The sequence below is a fragment of the Prevotella sp. SGI.167 genome (genome assembly GCF_050313615.1).
In the GTDB taxonomy this organism is placed as follows: Bacteria; Bacteroidota; Bacteroidia; order Bacteroidales; family Bacteroidaceae; genus Prevotella.
Window position 1 is genome coordinate 16,952 of the sequence record NZ_JBNPLT010000021.1, and the last position, 21,998, is coordinate 38,949.

9 protein-coding genes and 2 pseudogenes are annotated in these 21,998 nt (G+C 46.4%); all 11 read right to left on the reverse strand.

The annotated features are described in order from the left end of the window. Positions 1 to 3 precede the first annotated feature (3 nt). Positions 4 to 1,308 (reverse strand): annotated as a pseudogene (locus ACQRBJ_RS11090) (NCS2 family permease). A gap of 209 nt (positions 1,309 to 1,517) precedes the next feature. After that, positions 1,518 to 2,957 carry an AAA family ATPase gene (locus ACQRBJ_RS11095; RefSeq protein WP_445303647.1) on the reverse strand — a complete coding sequence of 480 codons (1,440 nt, stop codon included), beginning with the start codon at positions 2,955 to 2,957 and terminating at the stop codon, positions 1,518 to 1,520. 150 nt (positions 2,958 to 3,107) lie between these two features. Further along, positions 3,108 to 4,088 (reverse strand): family 43 glycosylhydrolase, encoded by a 981-nt coding sequence (locus ACQRBJ_RS11100; protein WP_445303661.1) that lies wholly within the window; start codon positions 4,086 to 4,088, stop codon positions 3,108 to 3,110. Between the two features lie 110 nt (positions 4,089 to 4,198). Continuing rightward, the gene (locus ACQRBJ_RS11105; RefSeq protein ID WP_445303648.1) at positions 4,199 to 6,850 is read right to left on the reverse strand and encodes a lipocalin-like domain-containing protein; all 2,652 of its coding nucleotides are present in this window, start codon (positions 6,848 to 6,850) and stop codon (positions 4,199 to 4,201) included. Between the two features lie 667 nt (positions 6,851 to 7,517). Beyond that, positions 7,518 to 8,960, reverse strand: a pseudogene (locus tag ACQRBJ_RS11110) (hypothetical protein); the annotation flags it as partial. Between the two features lie 85 nt (positions 8,961 to 9,045). Next, on the reverse strand, positions 9,046 to 10,803 hold the full coding sequence (locus tag ACQRBJ_RS11115; RefSeq protein ID WP_445303649.1) for a RagB/SusD family nutrient uptake outer membrane protein: 1,758 nt from the start codon (positions 10,801 to 10,803) through the stop codon (positions 9,046 to 9,048). A 49-nt stretch (positions 10,804 to 10,852) separates the two neighbouring features. Beyond that, on the reverse strand, positions 10,853 to 14,059 hold the full coding sequence (locus ACQRBJ_RS11120; protein WP_445303650.1) for a SusC/RagA family TonB-linked outer membrane protein: 3,207 nt from the start codon (positions 14,057 to 14,059) through the stop codon (positions 10,853 to 10,855). A 332-nt stretch (positions 14,060 to 14,391) separates the two neighbouring features. Continuing rightward, on the reverse strand, positions 14,392 to 17,376 hold the full coding sequence (locus tag ACQRBJ_RS11125; RefSeq protein WP_445303651.1) for a ligand-binding sensor domain-containing protein: 2,985 nt from the start codon (positions 17,374 to 17,376) through the stop codon (positions 14,392 to 14,394). A 258-nt stretch (positions 17,377 to 17,634) separates the two neighbouring features. Then, positions 17,635 to 17,832, reverse strand: a complete 198-nt coding sequence (locus ACQRBJ_RS11130; RefSeq protein ID WP_118066256.1) for a DUF6722 family protein — start codon at positions 17,830 to 17,832, stop codon at positions 17,635 to 17,637. Positions 17,833 to 17,956: 124 nt separating this feature from the next. Continuing rightward, complete coding sequence (locus ACQRBJ_RS11135) at positions 17,957 to 19,882, reverse strand: glycoside hydrolase family 13 protein (RefSeq protein ID WP_294968529.1); 1,926 nt, start codon at positions 19,880 to 19,882, stop codon at positions 17,957 to 17,959. Positions 19,883 to 19,908: 26 nt separating this feature from the next. Then, on the reverse strand, positions 19,909 to 21,879 hold the full coding sequence (pulA, locus tag ACQRBJ_RS11140) for a type I pullulanase (RefSeq protein WP_445303652.1): 1,971 nt from the start codon (positions 21,877 to 21,879) through the stop codon (positions 19,909 to 19,911). Between the last annotated feature and the right edge of the window lie 119 nt (positions 21,880 to 21,998).

The window sequence follows — 21,998 nt, forward strand, 5'->3', positions numbered from 1 at the left end:
CATTTAGCTGAAAACATAATTGAAGAGCAGGAAGATGCTCAGAATATAGAGCGTAAGATTCAGATTCGTGAACTTACCCACCATCATCTTGATGAGCACATAACTCAGGATGCCGAGGCAGATGCCATCGGCGATGCTGTAGCAGAGCACCATCGTAATCATTGTGATGAAAGCAGGGAATGACTCGGAAATATCCTCCAACTCAATCTTCTTGAACGAATCAATCATCAATACACCCACCATTACTAGGGCACCACTGGTGGCTGCACTCGGAATCAGCAGGAAGATAGGAGCCAGGAAAATGCTCAGGATAAACATCAAACCCACAAAGAAAGATGTCAAGCCCGACTTACCGCCCTCGGCAACACCCGAAGCACTCTCCACATAAGTGGTAATAGTAGAGCTGCCCAGCAAGGCACCGGCTGTAGTACCGATGGCATCACTCATCATCGCCTCCTTCACACCAGGAATCTCACCCTTCTCATTCTCCTTGATACCCAACTTGGAAACCAGTCCCAACACCGTTCCGATGGTATCGAAGATGTTGACAATCAATAGGGAGAAAGCCACCATAAACATCTTAGGGGTAAAGAAGCCCGAGAAATCGAACTGGGAGAAGATTGGAGCTATGCTGTGAGGGGTAGATACAGGCATCCAGTTGTCAGAGAACTGGGTTACGCCCATCGGAATACCTATCAATGTAGAGATAATGATGGCGATGAACAGGGAGCCTTTCACTCTTCTCGCCATCAGACAGCCACAGAGCAGGATGCTGATGAGACCCAGGATGCTGACTGGTGTAAACTTGCCGAGCTGCACGAAAGTATCAGCATTGGCAGTAATGATGCCCGCATTCTTCAAACCGATAAAGGCGATAAACATACCGATACCTGCCGATATGGCAAAGCGGAGGTTTTTCGGAATGCACTCCAATATCTTTTCACGGATATTGAGGAAGGTGATGGCAAGGAAGATGATACCCTCTACGAGCAATACTGCCAAAGCCTGCTACCAGGTCAAGCCCATTGCCTGACAAAGGGTGAAGGCGAAGAAGGCATTCAGTCACATGCTGGGAGCCTGGGCGAAAGGCAGCTTTGCCATGAAAGCCAGCAGGAAGGTGGCAATGGCAGAAGCGATGGCTGTGGCAGTAAAGAGAGCCCCCTTGTCCATACCTGTGGTGGCAAGGATGGTAGGGTTTACTGCCAGGATGTAACACATGGTCAAGAAGGTAGTCATACCAGCTATCAATTCCGTCTTGACCGTAGTAGTCTTCGGGTCGAAGCCCAATAATGCTTTTAATTTATTCATTTCTTATATTGCGATTATTATTTTTCTCTATTTTTCAATTTTTTCTCGTCCCCATTTCCACAACCCAATCCCATTGTTTTTTCGGGGCGAACAAAGATTAGAAAAAATAATGAGGAATGCCTTATTTTACATGTTTTTAACTACACAGAACGCCTTATTTTACAAGTTTCGAGATTTCAGAATGCCTTATTAAACATATTTCAGAGTATTCAAACAAACAAATCATCTAGTGTTACTGAAGCCCTGAATATATCGGAGTATTCATTACTCACCAACTCAGAATTTCCCACATACGTAAGGAGGAATGTTTTAGCAGGATTCTTTTCTTCCAAAGCCTGCAAGCGGCTATTCAGCACCTGAGCATAGCCCTTGGTAACGGCATAAGGAGCCTTATAAAATTTCATCTCACAAACATTCACCGCATCATCAGCCCTGTCTATCAACAAGTCTATCTGCATGCCATCTGTCTCCTCGCTTCCCTTCACTATGAGCGAAGATTCCTGCGAAGACACAGCACCAATATGAAGAGCATATTTTATCTGTGAAATATGCTGCAAACAAACCTCCTCGAAAGCAATGCCACGCCATGAGGCAATGTCGCTCTCCTTCAAATGCTGCTGCCAGTAGTCAGTTTGCTTTACTGCCTTCTTCTCCTTAAAATGAAGCCAGAACCAGCAAAAGGAATCGATAAGCTTGTAATACTCCTCTCGCTGACTGAAACCAAATGGAGTATATTTCACCACAAAATCACTGCCCAACAAGGCTTTCAGCATCTTGGTAAAATCACCATTCGGATTCAAACCGGTATGCTCTGCTATCTCCTTACGGGTGAAACCTGCATGCCGGGTTCCCAAAAAGCGCACAATCTTCATACAGTCTTCTGCATGATCAAACACAGAATTGAAGAGCCTGTCAAACTCATCCCCCAGCTTCGCCTGACGGTCAAAGAACAAGGCATCTATGTTCTGAGCCAGACTATAGGATGGATTAAAGAAATTCATATAGAAAGGTATTCCCCCCATAATCATATAAGCCTGCGTAATATTATAACGGGACATCTTGATGCCACGACTCTGATAGAATTCCTCGCATTCTTTCAAAGTAAATGGTGACAGTTTGATTTCTCCTGTCAAACGACCATATAATCCACCTTTATTACTGATTAGATTATCAAGCATCCAGGAGGTGGCAGAACCACAGACTACGAGCAAAAGATTATGGCGCATATTGCCCCAACCATTCCAGAAAGCCTCTAATGCGGTAAGAAAACCGGAACGTGCCGTATCCATCCAAGGCAACTCGTCGATAAATACCACCTGTCGGGAACCATTATCGCAAGTTTCCAAAAAACGTTCCAGCAAAAAGAAAGCCTCCATCCACGACTTAGGTTGCGCAATATCCTCCATGCCATGGCGAAGAAGCGAGAAATAGAAATTCTGCAACTGGTCTTTCAAAGTTATCTTACGACGACGGTCGTAAGGCGACAATCCTGTATGATGAAACACCATATCATCATGAAACACCTCATCAATCAAGAATGTTTTACCAACACGACGACGACCATACACAGCCACAAACTCAGCCCTACCACTTTCGTAGTAACGCTTCAATTCTGCTATTTCCTTTTTTCTACCTATTATTTCACACATAATCATACTCAATTAGATGCTGCAAATATACGACAAATTTCGGAAATAGTGAAAGAAAATAGCGCTTATTTCGCTACGAAACCGATTTTTTACCGTTCGTAGCGGAATAAACGCTATTTTAACTCTATTTTAACACTAAGCTAATATATCTTATTCCAGCGTCAGCCATCCATCTTCCGTCCAGTTGATTCGCTTCTGGACCAGGATGCTGGCGCCATTCTTGGCGATACAGTAACCATGGCAGAAGAAGAAATCACCATCAGGGAAGGAGTAGGCTGAACAATGGCCCATCGCCTCATATTCCTTCTTGTCACCTTCCAGCAGCAGGGTGCCACCACCCTCTCGCATATCCTTACCCGTCTTGTCCAGATAAGGACCGGAAACCTTCTTGCTTCTGCCTACGGCAACACGATAGGTACTCTTCATCCCCTGGCAGCAGTAATCCCAACTGACGAAGAGATAGTAATAACCACCATGCTTCATGATGAATGGAGCCTCGATGGCATTGGTGCCGGCATCCTTGGAAGTAGGATTGGTAGGCACATCAATCTGATTGAGTGCATAACGGCGGGCAATGGTCTGAGGCTTGGCGCCCTTCTTCACATGCATCGTCTTCTTGTCCAGCGGAATGAGCTGGATGCCATCCCAGAAAGAACCCCAGGTAAGCCAAGGCTTGCCCTTCTCATCTATCACGAAATTAGGATCGATGGCATTCCAATTCACTTTTCCACCCTTTGAGACAATGAGACAACCCTCGTCTTTCCAACCATCGGTATCGGCTAAAGAAACATTGCTGAGCAATCCGATGGCAGAGGTGTTCTTGCCGAAGGTAGAACAGGAATAAGCCATATACCACTTGTTCTTATATTTGATGACATCAGGTGCCCAGGTATGACTCTCATAACCCGGCACACTATCATGGGTCCAGGCCGGGAAAGCACCACGCACCTCGTCTTTCAACACACCCTGCGGATTCAAGGTCCAATGCTTGCGGTCGGTAGAAGTCATCTGCGCAATGCCATGACCCGTGCAGTAGAGATAGTACTTGCCGTTCTCATAAGCCATCACGGGGTCGTGAACCATCGGAGTATCTACCACGATTGGCTCCTGAGGAGCATTCTGTGCCATCATCTGGCAACCGCCTTTTACAGCAGGAGCAGCAATCATCATTGCTGCTCCCAATAGTATTTTAGATAAATTCATCTTCTTTGTATTATACCTTATTATAATATATAAGAGAATTACTTGTTCACAAACTTTCTTCCATTTACAATCACTACACCCTTGTAGCTCTTGTCCACCAGCTGACCTGCAAGATTGTACCACTTGCCGTCATTCTGCTTCTTCTGGATAATGATAGGAGCGAATCCGGTATCTACGAGGCTAGAGCCATCGATGTAAGAGCCTTCGTTTACGAAGAACAGGTTAAGCTGGCTAGGCTTGCTGGCAATGGTGGTAGAGAACGAATAGTTGTATACCTTCTTGCTGGTAGTTGTGATTGTGGCTGTCATCTTGAAGGTGCCATTAGCGGCATACTCCACAGTCATGTCAACCAAAGACCCGTTCATATCATTCTTGAAGGTATCCCAAACATAATTGCTTACACACCCAGTGTTAGAATTTGTGGTATTGTTCCAATTATCACAACGGATACCGAAATACTCGGTATAGCCAGCCACACCATGTGTCTTGTTGGCACCATACAAAGCCCAGTTGCACCAGTTGTTTGTGGCATTACTATAGTTATAGAACTTAAACTGAGCCTTCTTACCTGCCTGCAACTTATAATCTGCCGAGAAGTTGGTCCACCAAGCAGAAGTTGTATTCTTCAGTGCAGACACTGGATAATATACCGGAGTTGTTTCCTCAGCCTCAGCATCGATATTCAGGGAATAATCCTTCACATACTCATACTCATCCTTGCTGATGGTCATGGTCATGGTTACCTTGCCCTTTCCCTTCACCTTGCCTTCATCGGTCAGGATAGAGGTATCGCTTGACTTCCATGAAATATTCGCACCCATCTTGCCCTGAACTGGCAGAGAAGGAGCCGCATTCAGAGTGGCACCGTCAGAGAATGGCAATGTCATCTTGCTGAGGGTGTACTTAATGGCAGCCTTGGCATCTGCCTTTACAGCCCAAACCTCCTGCTGATAGGTGAAGTTGTTCTGTCCCAGTGCCACGCTACCGCTTGATGAAGAGAGAGCAGAGATGGCGATGGCTGGGATATTGGTATAGTCGATGGTCTGCTTAACCAGTACGCCACGATATACGACATCATTGATAGTCAGGTGGATGTAATCAGTACCAGCCGTACGCTTCCAGGTTCCCTTCTCGGCACCAGTGATGGTTCCATCGGCATTGAGAGTAATGTTCACAGGAGTCTCGAAAGCCTTTGCCTTGGTGTTCTGACCATACTGATGACGCATGAACTGATAGTCGCCTGCAATGTCAGCATCTGCGATAGATGCCTTGGAAGCGATAGCTGCATCGGTGATGGTCTCGCCGTCAAACTCGAATGGAGCTGCCATCAACCACCCCTCGTCATTGAGGAAGAGCTGATGAACACGAACCTGATGACCCTCGCCACCATTGCTGAAACGGGTGTGGTAAACCACGAAAGAACGGTTCTGCTTGTCTACAAACGCAGAGTTGTGACCCTGTGCTATTTCAGCACCGCTCATTGCATCCCACTGGTAACCGCCAAAGAGCAATACGCCACGGTTGTCTTCTGTGGCAGAACTATAGTTCATCTTATAACTGTTGAAGAGAGCCGATGTGCCATAGCAATCCTTGTAAGGACCATCCGGCTTCTCAGAACGGAAGATGCGCATCTGGTAACCGCCATCGCTGGTCAAGCCACCATAGCTCATGAAGAGGAAGTAGTACTTGCCTATCTTCTGAATATAGCTTGCCTCACCCGATACGTAATATCCACCAGCAATCTTCTTGCCGAAGTAAGGATCGCTGGTACAGTTGGCACTGGCAGCACCCGGAGTGGTGACCTTGCCATTCACCTCGTAAGGGAAGGTATAGGTATAGTCGCGGAGACCGTTGGTCTTATCCAACTTAATCATAAAGATACCACCCGACCAGGAGCCGTAGCTCATCCAGAGGTTGTCGTTATCATCATAGAAGACGCATGGGTCGATACAGTTTGGCCAATAGGTTCCCCATTTATCGCCCACCTTATAACGGGAAGGAAGAGCGGTTTCGCCTGTGGCAATGGCAAAGTCGGTATGTTTCCAGTCATCCGCAGCAGCGTATGAATTGTGAGCGTATGTGCCCTGGAAACCGGAGAAAACTACTGGTCCCTGATAAGTCCAAGGTCCTTCGATATTATCTGAAACAAAGCATACGATGGAAGAGCACCAGTGGTCTCCATTCAGACTCATATACATACACCATTTCTTCATGGTCTTGTTGTATACGATGTCTGGTGCCCACTGATTGCCCTGCACATTATAGCCTTTATACTGCCAGCCGTGGGCATTGAAGTTGCCGAACTTCACCTTCTCACCCTTGCTGTTCTTCACTTCGGTGACAACATGCGACTGATAGGCAATGGAATAATTAACCAATGTGCCCTGCTTGTTGGCAAAGAGACTGTTCACATTGCCGGCAGCTTCCTCGCCCGCCTTGAACGGAGTCCATTCCTGGTAGTTGCTTGCCGCAGTGGTCTTGCCTCTACCCAGATGAGAACCATATATATAATAGGTAGGCGAGTTAGGGTTGGTGATGTCATCTACCACGATAGACGGGTCGTGGCAAACCACACGCTTATTATATGCTCTCGACGTATAAGCATTCGTCAGGTCGTTGTCGCTGACCTGTGTCTGGGCAGTAGCACCGATGGCAGCAAGCCCCAACATAGAGAGTAATAATTTCTTCATAACTTGATTGAGTTAAATTATTGATTTGTAAAAAGAAAACCAAGACTTCTGATATGATGCAAAAAGGCAGACCTATGTGGAAATGTGTTTTCACATAGGCCATGCCTTATCATATTATTTCAAAAATCTCTTATCTGCGATGAGCACGTGTATAGTGCTTGCGGGCAGCAAATGATGAATTTGCGAAAGGAAGGTCGAATACGAGATGAGCCTTCTCTATCGTGAGCTTGAACGCCAGGTCATTGGCATCGATGTTGTTGATGCCATTATAGGTCTGGGTGTAGGTTACACCATTGTTGCCTATCATGGTTGCCTTGATGTTGGCTGTACCATTACCTACATTGGTTACAGAGAGCTGAACCTTGGCACCATCCATGGCTGTAAGCCAAGCACCCCAGTCTTCCCATGAGCAGGCATGAGTACATGCATCATATCCAGTACCCCAACCGAAGTTGTCGGCACGAACTGCAGCATACTCCTTATCGTCTGCCTTGTTGACAAGAACTGCTACGAAGTTGAACCAGTTAGAACCACCAGCTGTGTAGTTGACGAACTGAGTAGAAACTGTCTTGCCTGCAGGAACATCAAACAGATTAGAGAGTGCTCCGAAGAAAGCAGAAGTATTGTCCTCATTACCGATGACGGTATCAAACTCCAGGTGAGCCTTCTCAAGAGAGAGCTTGACGAAGAAGTCGTTAGGATCTACGCCAGAGATTCCAGTGTAGCCCATGTGATACTTATGTCCATTAGCTGCCAGGATATCGTACTTGATATCAACAGTGCCATCACCATTGTTGGTTGTATAGAGGGTAACCTTTGCACCATCCATGTCAGCGAGCCATGTTGCCCAATTTTCAGGAGCACCGAATGGAGTTGCCTTGCCGTCATAAGCAGCACCCCAACCGAAGCAGTCGGCACGGGTAACACCGTATTCTGTTCCAGCACCGTTTACCATTACAACGAGGAAGTTTTCCCAGTTATTACCACCATTGGTATAGTTGGTAAACTGCATCACCTGAGTCTCATGAGGAGCTACCTTTACTGGATCTGACAGAACACCGAAGAATGGAGTTGAGTTGTCGGTAGCACCCAGACTGTTGAACATCTTGTCAACAACGCTGAACTGAGCCTGACCTGTGATAGGAGAACTGCAGTTCTCGTTCTTGAATGTCTTGTTGTAGATAGCAACGAGTGTCTTCACACCTACCTGATCCATGTTAGGAACAGCCACAAATCCGAGTTCAGCAGCAGGAACCTCCTTGGTGATACCAGTCTCGAATGTGATGGTAGCAGAAACGTTGGCCATTGCATCCTCAAGAGATGTACCTACCATTACCTTCTTAGGAACAGAGTGCAACTCCATAGAAAGAGGCTGCTTATCCTCTGCAGAAGTGAAACCACCGATTGGCTCGAGGTTAGACTGGAGGAAGTTGATGTAAGAACCTTCCGGTACAAGGAATGCACGGATGTTGGTATCGCTTGCATCCGGATTGAGATTTGGGAGAGGGGTAGCCTGCTTGTATGTCTTGGTTACAGTTCCGTTGGTAATCTTTACGCTGAAGGCATTAGGATCAGAACGGTCTACAGTAAGAATCACAGTACCACCAAGCTTCTGTACGCCTTCATCGGTATCAGTATCAAAAGTAAGAGTACTTACTACACCACTTCTGTCGATATAATCACCCCACTCAGAGTTACCGCTTGGCTGATTATCGAAACGGATAGCTCCATACTCCTTATAGTTAGCGCCACCACGATCATCATCACTAGCAAGGATGAGGGCGAAGTTCTTGTAGGTATTAGGAGCCGATGGGTTGATGTTCAGATTGAACACGGCATTCCAGGTCTTGCCATCAGGAATGACATAGTACTTGGAGAAGGCTGTCCACCAACCTGTAGAATAGTCAGTAGCACCGACTGTGTAAACATCCTCTTCACCTTCTGGCAATGCATTGTCATTGCCCTTAGCGGCATTGATGGAGTCTATCTTTTCTGAAATCCAATCAGGAGAGTTAACACTGAACATGTCACTTCCCTCGCATCCAGTCATCGCTGTCAATGCCATTGCAGCTACGCAGAAGACAGATGCTAATTTATTTAGGTGTTTCATATTATATTCTATATTATAAATATGTGAATTATTTAGTTTTATCTCATGAGGCAGGTAATCCTGCCCCTTGAGATAATGAATATTGTTACTTGCTCAAGTCTACTACTGGATGAACTGTCCAACCTCTTCCGAAGAAATCAGATGAGTTATCCGTATTCGTATTAGCTGAGTTACCTACCAGGTTAGGGTTATCATTCAACAAGCCCTGATAGATAGGCAGGAACTCATGACCTGGTACGTATGTATCGTAAGAGCTCTTCACCTCTGAATCAACACCTACCAAAGAGTAGCTTACCGGCTCCTTTGCCTTGTATGGAGAACGACGGAAGGTTCCGTGCTCCTTCAACTGAGCCAAACGACCCTGATCATAGAAGAATCCCCAACGGATCAGGTCGTAACCACGACCGTACTCGCAACCGAACTCCTTAGGACGCTCTACATTGGCAATCTGCTCGAAGAGCTTATCCTTGCTATTGAAGTCTGAAAGCTTCAAGTCCTTCAGGTTGGCACGCTCACGAACCTGGTTAATCCAGTCGATAGCCTGCTGTGTAGGACCGTTCACCTCGTTCTCGCACTCTGCTGCACGGAGCAAAACGTCTGAGTAACGCATCATGCGGAGGTTGATACCGCAATGAAGACCGGTTGTCACCTTATCATAAAGGTTGGTACGGAAATTGGTCCACTTAGCGATAGGAAGACCACCATAGTTGTTGTTGGTTATGATGGTATCAGAAGCTGTCATCTCGGTCTTGTAAGCTACGTTACCATTCTCAAAACCAACCCAGTCAGTCTCGTATGTACCGATGGTCCAGTAGAGACGTGGATCCAACTTACCTTCCTTGGTACGCTCCTGCTTGAAGAGGTTGTACAACCATGGAGAAGCTGAGAGGTCAGCCCATCCACCGAATCTACCTGGAGCGAAGTTAGACTCAACGGCATGTCCCTGTGTAGCGTTAGGACTTGTATTGACTGGAGTCCACTCATCATCCACACCCTGTGAACCGTAGTCGAGATACTGAATCTCGAAGAGGCTCTCATCATTGTTCTCATAAGCAGAACCCTCACGGAAGTTGTCGCCATAGTTAGCCACCAGCTTGTAAGAACCATACTTCTTGTTCATGATGTCCTTGAGTACGGCAAGAGCTTCGCTGTACTTATGACGCTGCATCAGAGTGCGGGCATAGTAACCGGCAGCAGCACCGCAGGTTGCACGACCCTTAGCCCACTGACCACCTGCATCGCGAGATGGGAGGAGAGTCATAGCCTCAGCAAAATCCTGCTCTACCTGATCGAGTACCTCGTCGTAGGTACTGTTCTTGCCATAGAGACCATCCAGAGAAGAATAGTTGGCGTAATCAGTAATCAAAGTAGGATTCTGATAGTATCCTGCCAATGTATAGTAAGAATAACCACGAAGGAAGAGAGCCTGTCCCTTGATCTTCTTCATGGTCTCTGAGAGCGAAGCATCATCGCCTGTGGTACGTGAGAGGATGAAGTTACATACATTAATAGTATAGTAAGCCTCACGCCAAGGCCAGAATGAGATTTCGTCTGTTACTGGGTCGTTCATGTCGTCGAATGGCATATACCATACCTGTGATGAGTTCCAAACCTCATCGCCACGTGTTACATCAAGGGTATAGCCTACACGAGCAGAAGAACCTTCCATACGGATATGGTTGTATGCTGCGATAACGCACTCCTCCAAATCATCTGCATTGAAACCGAAGGTTCCGGTGGTCTGCTGGTTTGGATTTGTTACCTCCAACTTGTCCTCACATGATGTAGTAGCCATTGCACCGAGGCCAAGGAAGAGAGCTAATGATAATTTATATAGTTTCATATCAAATGTTCTTTTAAATAATGATTCTTATACTTGTCTATTCTCATTATTAGAATGTGAAGTGGAGACCACACATGAATGTTCTTGCACTTGGGAAAGAGCAGAAGTTGTAACCTGGGGTAAAGGTACCGCCAGCATAGTCTACATTATATCCATGATAGCTTGTGAAGGTGTAGAGGTTCTGTGCTGATACATAGAGACGTACACCATTTACATATCCACCAAACCACTTGTCTGGGAAGTTGTAGCCCAACTCTACGTTGGCTATCTTCCAGTAAGCAGCATTCTGAATCTTGCGAGAGCTGAAGAGGTCGTTCCATGCCAAGGTAGCGTTGTTGGCTGCATAGGTGCGTGGAACACTAGAGAGGTAGGTAGAACCATCCTCTGACCAGCGGTTGGCATCCAGCATGCCTACTTCCTTGTTGCCATAGCCGTAGCAAGAGTTCAAACTGTTATAGATATCATCTGATACGTGATAATTCAATACTCCGTATGTAGAGATGTTGAGGTCGAAACCCTTATACTCCAAGTGAGTGCTCAAACCGAAGTTTACCTTTGGAAGACCACTGCCCAATACGGTCTGGTCGTAAGCGTCGATTACGCCATCAGGAGTTCCGTCAGGACCTGAGATATCCTCATAGAGGCAGTCACCGACATTGGCACCCTGCTGAACAGCATTGTTGTCCAAGTCTTCCTGGGTACGGGCGATTCCCTTGTAAACCCAACCATAGAACTTACCAATCTCCTGACCTACGTAAGTAGCGTATGCACCCGCAATGTATGAATCCTTACCGATACCCAGAGAGGTTACCTTGTTCTTCAGGGTACTTACGTTGGCGCTGATATCATACTTGAGGGCATGATCGCGGTTGCGGTAGGTAGCGCTGAACTCGAAGCCACTGTTCTCCATAGAGGCAGCGTTCATGGTTACAGAGGTGTTGGATACACCGGTCTGTGCTGGCACAGGAACTGAGTAAAGCAGGTCTTCTGACTTGTTCTTATACCACTCGGCAGTGAACTCCAAACGGTTGTTGAACATAGCCAGGTCGATACCCACATTGGTGGTCTTCTTCTTCTCCCAGGCGATATCGTTGTTCACGAAGGTAGAAACGGCAGAACCGGTTACAGGACTGTTGCCAAAGCTGTAAGTCATGTTGTTACGGTTCATGGTAGCCATATACTGGTACTCACCGATGTTCTCGTTACCTAGCTCACCATAGCTGGCACGAATCTTGAACATGTTAACGATGTCGCGGCTGATAGGGAAGAACTTCTCCTTATCGAAACGCCAACCCAAAGATACAGATGGGAAGGTTGCCCAACGGATGTTCTTGCTCAAACGGGAGCTACCATCACGACGTACTACTGCAGAAAGCAGATACTTCTCATCATAATTGTAGTTCAAACGACCTACGTATGATGCCAGGCTATGCTTATACTCGAATGACTCTGAGTAAGTGTTCTTGGCGTTCTGGAGCTGGAGGAAGTATGGCTCTGTGAAGTTGATACCCCAACCAGTCAGGAGGTTGGTATTTTCCTCCTCGTATGTCATACCGGCGAGCAGGTTGATGTTGTGCTTGCCGATTGTTCCATTGTAGGTAATGGTATTCTCAACCAAAGCATCGCTGTAGTTGCGTGAACCCTTGGTGAGGCGCTCATTCTCCTTGGCGAGATATACACGGTTGCTCTGAATCCAGGAAGGAATCCAGGTCTTATCCTTAGCCTCTGTCTTGCTGTAAGAGAGGTTTACATTATAGTGAAGACCATGATTCTTGCTCTTGATGCCTACCATACCCAACAGGTCAACATCAGCAGAAGCTGTACCTACGAAGCGGTCAACCAATGTATTGCGCTGCAACATATTGTTAACCAACAATGGGTTAGAAGCAGAGATATCACCATGTACGCCATCATAGTAAACACCATAACCGTAAGCATCGTAGCGATAACCGTTGGCTGCACCCACCTTGTCATCGAGAACCCATGTAGAGTTATCGTAAGCCTTGATGGTAGGCTGCATCAGAAGTGTACCACGGAGCACGTTGGTTACATCACCGTAAAGACCCTGGACATACTCTGAGGCATTGGAAAGACCCATGTTGTCCTGGTTAGAGTGAGAGTAAACCATGCTGGTACGGAACTTTACGAACTTGGTGTCCATTGTGTTGTTGACACGGGCAGTATAACGCTCGTAGTTAGGTCCTGCACCTTCCAAGGTACCCTTCTGGTTATAGTAGTCGAGAGATACATTATAAGTACTGTGAGAGCTACCACCGCTGAGGGCTACGTTGTGGTTCTGGCGGATACCGGTCTTGAATACCTCGTCAAACCAATCTGTGTTGGTTTCGTCCTGGAAATGATACATTCCATCCTCGCCCATCTTGTAACCGCCAGGCAGAGGAGTGTTGGAATTCTTGCAAGCCTGACCCAGGTAGTTGCTATACTGGTCAGCGTTCATTACATCATATACATCGTCAGGAATCTGGTCAACACCAAAGTAACCAGAGTAGTTCACCTTCAGAGGCTGGTCTTTCTTACCATTCTTGGTAGTGATGATAACGACACCATTGGCAGCACGAGAACCGTAGATGGCACCCGCAGAAGCATCCTTCAGAATCTGGATGGTCTCGATATCATTAGGAGAGAAGTCACGGATAGTGGTACCCATTGGCACACCGTCGATGACATAAAGAGGAGCTGTGCTACCGAAAGAACCGATACCACGAATTCTCACACTAGGATCTGCACCAGGCTGACCGTCTGATGTAATCTGTACACCGGCAACCTTACCCTCAAGCATGGTAGAGATGTTGGAATTAGATACCTTCTTCATCTCCTCAGCATTGACGATAGATACGGAACCGGTAAGGTCTGCCTTCTTCTGGGTACCATAACCTACGACAACAACCTGGTCGAGTACATGGTCATCAGAAGAGAGCTGGATAGCATCAATAATGGCACGACCGCGTACTGCAATCTCACGCTCCTTGTAGCCAAGATAGCTTACAAAAAGAGTGGCGTTCGCCTTCACACGGATTTCAAAATTACCATCCAAGTCGGTAACTGCACCTGTCTTGGCATCCTTAGTCTTGACTGTTGCACCAATCAGAGGTTCACCCTGATCATCTACAACTTGTCCCTTGACTGTGATCACCTGGTCCTGTGCAACAGCAGCCATTGCGGGCATTGGGGCAACAAAAGAAGCGCCACCAACAGCACCAAGGCATAGCATCATAGAGAATAATTGTTTCCTCATTGCTTATCAATTTTTAGGTTTGTATTTTTGTTTATTCTAATTTTCTATAGTTTGTAGTTGCTTTCGTCCGTTTACTCTTTTTATGGGTTGCGGATGGAAGTTAGTAGTGCAGGGCAAAGCCATACACATCACAAATTTTCGGTGGCAAAAGTACAATTAATCAGTATATATAGGGTGGACAAATGAAAATTATAGGTGGACAAAACGCATAAACGGCTTGTTTTTAGTAGTTTTACGTACTTATCCACCCTCTGTGTACCCACACATACAAAAATAGGAATCACTTGACCTATATCAAGCGATTCCTATTTTCTGTGGTTCTATTCTCAAATTTACTGATTTGATTTTTGCTCTCTATCCGGTTTCTCGTCTGCCATCTTCTCCACTTTTTCATCTTCCCGGGCGTCCCTGAAAGATGTAGGTGAAACTCCATACTGCTTGGTAAAACAGCGGGTGAAATACTTCGGATCATTGAAACCTACCCTATAGGCTATCTCGGTAATGTTGCGATTGGCACCATTATCAACAATCATCCTCTTGGCAATATCCAGACGATAGTTACGAATGAACTGAGCCGTTGGCAAGCCCGTTTCTGCAGTCAACTTCTTGCTCAGTACGCTTCGGTTCAAGCCCATAGCATCAGAAAGTTCCTGAACTCCAAACTCGGAATTATCATAATTCTTCTCCATCACCTCCATGACACTTTCCATGAACGGATGCGTATTCTCTACGACCTGCTTCTTATCAGCTTCGATACTCTTCTTCTGACTTTCCTGATAACGCTGCTGATTTCGCAGAATCATCTGGATGCGACTCTGGAGCTTCTCCGGTTCATCACTGTCCTTGAGCGCAGCTTCGATAGGACGATACAGCGCCTCTACCTCCCGTTCACGCATCACATTAAGTCGACGTATATAGATATACTGTACCAAAGCGATGATACCTATTACTAGAATGGTAATAAACCACCAGCTCTTCCAGAAATAAGGAGTAATCTGAACTTCTACAGAGATCACCTGCTCCTTGTCGGAATTGATAGATGGGATATATTTCACCTCAAACTTATAGTCTCCAGCTGGCAGAGTGGAATAACGCACACTATGCTGACCAGCCTTGAGTTGAACCCACTCATTCTCGTATCCCTTCATGCGATAAAGGTACACGCCCTGTGTCTCGCAGCCATAATTGAGTGCTGAGAAAAAGAGGGTGAACGACTTATCACTCTCATGGATACGCAACTTTCTGGCAATAGAAATGTCTTCTTTCAGATAATCGCTGCCGGCAAAGACAGGCTGGTTATCTACCAGAAGTTCGGTAAAGCACAACTTACCCGTCTGATGCACAGAACGGTTTATGCCCTTTACAGCCATCATACCCGCATCGGTGCCCAGGAATATTTCGCCCTTGGCATTGCGGATGGCACCATTGAAATAGAACTGCGAACTGATCAGACCATCTTCACGGGAGAAACTGCAGAATGCCTCGGTCTTCGGATTGAAGATAGAGAGTCCGTTATCGGTAGCTATCCACAACATACCCTGGTTATCCTCTACAATACCCTTCACGATATTGTTGGCAAGTCCGTTATTGGTGGTATACGACTTCACTTGAGTCTTTCCGTTTTTATCGCTGGTATAGCAATACAGACCGTAGCCGTTACTGCCCATCCATATCTTTCCATCCTTAGCCTGGCAGAAAGACAATATCTTATCGAAGACTCCACTCTTCGGATTGTCGAGTTTATACTGATGATACGTCACAGCGAAATCGCCCTTGCCATGAGGACGCGACTTGAGGTCGACCTCTACCATTCCCCGCACACAACCCATCAGGAGTTTGCCCTTTCGGGTTATCAGAGAACCAATGCAGCCGCGCACATTCTGGCATCCCCTGAAAGGTTCGATGAGTTGGCGGCGCTTCATATCATAGAAGAAGAGACCATCATTGGTTCCGAGCCACATACCATCATTGATAGGATCGTAAGCCAAGGAACCGGCAAAGTTAAGTAAATGCTGATGCTTAGCATCTATCACCAGAGGAATAATCTTGCCCGGCTGACTGAGATTCATCACAGCAAAGCCCCTTCCCCAGGTACCAATCCAGAGCTGATTGCGGTTATCGGCTGCAAGAACCGAGACGGTATTATGCGGCAAACCGGAATTTGCCACCGTATAATGAACAAAGTTCATGCTGCCTGGAGTCAAGGCATTGAGACCTCCCTCTACAGTTCCTACCCACAGGGTTCCGTCGGCTGCCGCATACATGGCATTGACTGCGTTGGGAGAGATGCTGCCTGGGTTGGCGGGGTCGTGACGGTAGAATTCCAAATTCAGCTGACGTGGAGCCAGCTTGATAACACCACCTGTCTCGGAACCTACCCATATCTGTCCGTTCTTAGAGAAAAGACTGTTGATAAAGTTGCTGCTCAGCGGATTCACAGCCGTAGCAGTGTTCCAATGTTCTATCTCTCCGGTATTATCATTGAAGATATCTACGCCACAGAGCGTTCCTACCAGAAGTTTGTCATCTGGAGAAACGGCAAGGCTCGTCACTACTTCGTGCTGGAGCGAATGGTCGGTAGCAGAGCAATGGAATTCCTGCTTTGCACTATTAAACAATCCGCGATTCGTACCCATCCATATCTTGCCATGATATGAGATGATGGCACAGGCATACCAGCCTTCGAGCGGAGGAAACAGGGATGAGATATTCTTTGTTACGAGCTGATTGTTCTTCACAGAAAACTCGCTCACCACTCCTTTGTTGCATAATACAACCGTTCCTCTGCGATAGACATCACAGATTCCGAGGTCGGGAGCATTATAAGGATAGGATGTAGACAAGACGCTGTTCACCTCGCCCTTTTCGTTAAAGCCGAAACGGGTAAGCTGGTTGAAAGAAAGCATCCATATATTGCCCTTTGCATCACAATATGTTCGGGTGCAAAAGTTCTTGAATACTTTGTTGAGTTGTGCCTCTACCTGGCTGTTCTCACAAGGTGGAACAACAGGCTGCATCGTTTTGAGGTCGAGCACCTGCGGACCTTCCTCGAAAGCTATCCACAGGCGCTTGAAATGATCTTCATAGACATTGCGGCAGCTATTGCTTCGCAGACTGATACCGGATGAGCCCAGATTGAAGTTCATATAATTGAATCCGTCATAACGTACCAGTCCACCACCATGTGTACTGATCCAGACGAAGCCGTATGAATCCTGGAAAATATCATCCGCAAAATTATTAGGCATTCCTGCCGCCATATTGAGGTAGCTTACATTAAAGCGACTAGGAAGGCTGCCTTGCGCAAAACTGCTCAAGGTTATGAAAAAAATGCCTATTATGGAAAGAATGTATCTAATCACCATTTATTGCTCTTGTTGCTGATGCTTATCCTCCCATTTTGAATAGATTAAAGAACCAACAATAATTAAAGCCAGGAATATATACATTCCCAATAATCCGTAATCCATACTTATTTCTCCTGTCTTTTTCTATCAGACATATTAGAATAAATAACTAATCCTGTTGCGAACACAGCAAGGAAAATATACATTGCCAATAATCCATTACTCATTTTACTTCCCTTTCTTATTTTTATCTTTTCCTTTTTTAATTAAATAATATCCCAATGCAAACAATAGAACAGCCAATAAGACAGCACCAATAAATGACCACCAGGAATCATTATCTTTACCAAACATTTGCGATAAGATATAAGCAGTAATTATATACTTGGATATATCTAATAGCCATTTGCCTATTTCTTCATCCATTTTATTAAGTTTTTAACTCTCTGCTTGCAAAAGTACAAAGAATTATCGAAACAAAAGAATAAATACAAGAAAAAAGTGCCTATCAGTGTAAAATCACACCGTTAGGCACTTTCTTGAGTTTTTTCTAGAATTCAAGTATCATACTCTGGCGAGGACGGAGCTTCACGTTCTTGTTGATGAGAACGGTACGGCCATTCGTTACATCCGTAGCCTTCTCAGCATTGCCGATAATCTCTGCATAGCGGGAAACATTCAGTTCATTGGCTTCCTTCTTGCCATTGATGATGGTCATCACGCTCTTTCCGTTGTACTGGCGGGCGATGACATACACACCCTTCTGAGGACAGAACTGGGTTTGCTTGCCCTTGGTAATGACCTCATTTCCCTGACGCCAATGCAACAGATTGCTGAGCCAGTTGAACATCTGGTTCTCTGCCTGTGTTCTTCCTTCGGCAGTAAAGGCATTGTGCTTGTCACCAGCCCAACCGCCAGGGAAGTCCTTGCGGACATTGCCATCGGTTACGCTCTTGGTACCATTCATCAACACCTCAGTTCCGTAATAGAGCTGCGGGGTGCGGTTTACGGTCAAGAGAAGTGCCAAGGCCTGCTTCAATGCCAGGGTATCCTTGCCTTCACCCAGGAAGCGGTCGGTATCGTGGTTCTCGACGAATGCCATCACGCTCTTTGGATTAGGATAGAGATAGTCGTAGCAGAACACATTGTAGATACGGTTCATACCGTTCCACCAGTCATCGGTCTCCTCGTTCTTCGCACTGTTGATACGGTCGAAGAAGGCGAAATCCATAACGGTTGGCAGATAGCTGTTCTTCTCTGACAACTTGCTGTCTTTCTGCCAAGCAGCGGTATAGGCTGGTTCGGTTACCCAGGTCTCACCCACGGTATTGAAGTGAGGATACTCTTCGCCAAGCACCTTCATCCAGTGTGCCATCGCATCACGGTCGGCGTATGGATAGGTATCCATGCGGATACCGTCGATACCTACAGTCTCTATCCACCACTCGCTGTTCTGAATGAGATATTTGATGACGTGCGGATTGCGCTGGTTCAAATCCGGCATAGATGGAACAAACCATCCATCCACGGTTTCTGTGAGATCAACCTTGCTGGCGTATGGGTCGAGTACAGGAGTCAGCTTATAATTGGTCTGGAGATACTTGTCATTTACCTTGGCAGCACCATCCATGGTTCCGATATTCTTCTGATGCTCTGGAGTCTGGTTTTCAGGAGCAAGCCACTCCGGAGTATTGAACCAATCCTTTGTTGGCATATCGGCTACCCAAGGATGATCGAAACCGCAGTGGTTGAAAATCATATCCATCACAATCTTCAGACCCTTCTTGTGAGCCTCATCAATGAGTTGCTTATACTCTGCATTGGTTCCGAAGCGTGGATCCACACGATAGTAGTTGGTGGTGGCATAACCATGATAGGTACTGTTCTTGCCATCATTAGGACTGTCGTTCTCCAAAACCGGAGTAAACCACAGGGCAGTTACGCCCAACTGGCTGAAATAATCCAGGTGCTGGCGGATTCCCTCCAGGTCGCCACCATGACGAAGACTAGGTGCCGTGCGGTCGCAGGTCTTGTCACGCATGTTCTTGAATGCATCGTTCTTCAGATTTCCATTGGCAAAACGGTCAGGCATCAGCATGTAGAGCACATCCTCGTTAGAGAAGCCGATGCGCTTGTCTCCCGCCATCTCACGGTTCTTCAACACATACTTCACCTTCTTCGACTGCTTGCCCTGCTTGAAGTTGAGCGTCATCTCTCCTGCCTTGGCACCATCGAGATTGAGATACACCAGCAGGTAGTTAGGAGAATCGAGGCGGGCGATGCTATCCACCTTCACACCCGGATAATCCACCGTAACATCGGCATTCTTGATATCCTTTCCATACACCATCAGCTGGAGCGAGGCATCCTTCATGCCCACATACCAGTCGGTTGGTTCAATGCGGCTTACGTTGACCGCTGCGTTCATACTTATTGCGCTACCCATAAGCAATAATGAAGCTATTATCTTTTTCATAATTTACACCTTATTATATATATAGACTATTTCTGATAAAGAATCAAGGCAGACTGAGGGGCGACCTCTACTTCCTTGCTGGAGATAAAGCCCAGGCCTTCCTCGTTGATGACTCCGTTGCAGCAAGCCACGGTATAGTTGCCTTCAGGAATCTGCATCTTCTTAGTCTGCTTGTTGAAATTATAGATGACTACGATATGCTTCCAGGAATCAATACCTTCCAGGTTCTTGAGCTGGAAACCTACGAGGCAGTTCTGTTCCTTACCGTTGGCATCCTGATTAGACAAAAACTCCAGATGCTCACGTACCTTATCGCCTGTAGAAAGACGGAAGGCTGGATGGTTCTTGCGGAGCTGGATCAGATTCTTATAGAAGGTGAATGCCTGTGGATACTTCTGCAGATTGGTCCAGGTAAACTGGTTGATGCTGTCTGGTGAATTGAAACTGTTGTGCACACCCTTCTTGTCGCGAAGCATCTCCTCGCCGGCAAGGATAAAAGGTACACCCTGGGAAGTGAAGACGCAGGTCTGTGCAAGCTGGTCGATGCGAAGCAACTCGGCAATACGCATCTCCTCCGGGATATTCTTATCTGTCAGGGATGGGATACTTGCCTTCAATCTATCTACCAGACACATATCGTCGTGGCAGCTTACATAACTGATCTGCTCGGTTGGGTTGTTGGTCCAAGGCTTCTTGTCATAGTTCACCTTGTTCATATCCACCTGCGGATGAGCGATGCCACCCACGATACCGAACTTCAGACTCTCCTCCTGTCCAGGAAGACCAGCCAGGAGCGCACCCTTATGGTCATCAGAGAAAGGACCACGGAGGGCATCACGCATATCATCGCTGAAGGCACCGATACCGTTGAGCTGGTGGGTATTCGCCTTCATGGCAAGTTTCTCCGTAGGATAAGCACAGCTGCCTGCGCTCCATCCCTCACCATAGATATAGATGCTAGGATCAATACGGTTCACCATCTCACGGATAGCCTGCATGGTCTCGATATCATGCACACCCATCAGGTCAAAACGGAAACCGTCGATATGATATTCATCTATCCAATACTTCACGCTCTCCAGCATAAACTGGCGCATCAAAGCCTTTTCTGAAGCAGTCTCGTTTCCACAGCCGGAACCGTCAGAGTACTTGCCATCCTTGGTCTTGCGATAATAATAATCAGGATAAGTACGCTGGAAGTTGCTGCCGTTGATATCGAAAGTATGGTTGTATACGGCATCGAAAATCACTCGGATGCCTGCCTTGTGAAGCGCCATCACCATCTCTTTGAACTCCTTGATGCGGGTTCCCGGAGAATATGGGTCGGTACTGTAACTGCCTTCCGGCACATTATAATTCTTTGGATCATAACCCCAGTTGAACTGTGGCTTATTGAGCTGGGTCTCATCTACTGATGCGTAATCAAATACCGGCTGGAAATGGATGGCATTGATGCCGAGGTTCTTGAGATATTCGATGGCACCAGGCTCTGTGAGGGCAAGATACTTGCCCTTATACTTCAAATCAGATGTAGGAGAAATGGAGAAATCACGTACGTGAAGCTCGTAAATGACGAGATCGGCTGGTGATTTCAAGGCAGGACGCACATCCTTATCCCATCCAGACGGATCGGTATCGTACAAATCAACGATGGCGCCACGATTTCCGTTCACGCCTACTGCTTTGGCAAATGTACCCGGAGTTTCCCCCTTACCGATATCAAAGGTATAGAACTTTCCCTTGAGGTCGCCCTTCACGGTAGCCTCCCATCGCTCATCACCCATCTTCTTCATTTTCAACGTCTTATAAGCCTTCCCCTTTTGTCCGTCCTTATAAAGACGGATGGTAACAGAAGACTTTCCGGCTGTAGGGGCATTGAGTACAAACATGGTTTTCTCCTTGGAATACATCATCTCATTAAATGTCTGCTGGGCATTCAATGAAGTTGGTAATATCGATGCTGTCAGTGCTGCAATTATTAGTTTTTGGACTTTCATATTGTTAAGTTGCTATTATACAGGACATTAAAGTGAATAAAACTAGAATAAGTGTCCCAGATTATCTACACTCATTTTTAGCGTATTTCCGTCCAAGCCGACAAGTTGGACGGAAATAC

What these genes read in the sequence shown, in the direction of transcription:
- ACQRBJ_RS11095 (WP_445303647.1), bottom strand. Translation starts at nt 2,957, where the DNA reads ATGTGTGAAATAATAGGTAGAAAAAAGGAAATAGCAGAATTGAAGCGT.
- ACQRBJ_RS11100 (WP_445303661.1), bottom strand. Translation starts at nt 4,088, where the DNA reads ATGATGGCACAGAATGCTCCTCAGGAGCCAATCGTGGTAGATACTCCG.
- ACQRBJ_RS11105 (WP_445303648.1), bottom strand. Translation starts at nt 6,850, where the DNA reads ATGAAGAAATTATTACTCTCTATGTTGGGGCTTGCTGCCATCGGTGCT.
- ACQRBJ_RS11115 (WP_445303649.1), bottom strand. Translation starts at nt 10,803, where the DNA reads ATGAAACTATATAAATTATCATTAGCTCTCTTCCTTGGCCTCGGTGCA.
- ACQRBJ_RS11120 (WP_445303650.1), bottom strand. Translation starts at nt 14,059, where the DNA reads ATGAGGAAACAATTATTCTCTATGATGCTATGCCTTGGTGCTGTTGGT.
- ACQRBJ_RS11130 (WP_118066256.1), bottom strand. Translation starts at nt 17,832, where the DNA reads ATGGATGAAGAAATAGGCAAATGGCTATTAGATATATCCAAGTATATA.
- ACQRBJ_RS11135 (WP_294968529.1), bottom strand. Translation starts at nt 19,882, where the DNA reads ATGAAAAAGATAATAGCTTCATTATTGCTTATGGGTAGCGCAATAAGT.
- pulA (WP_445303652.1), bottom strand. Translation starts at nt 21,879, where the DNA reads ATGAAAGTCCAAAAACTAATAATTGCAGCACTGACAGCATCGATATTA.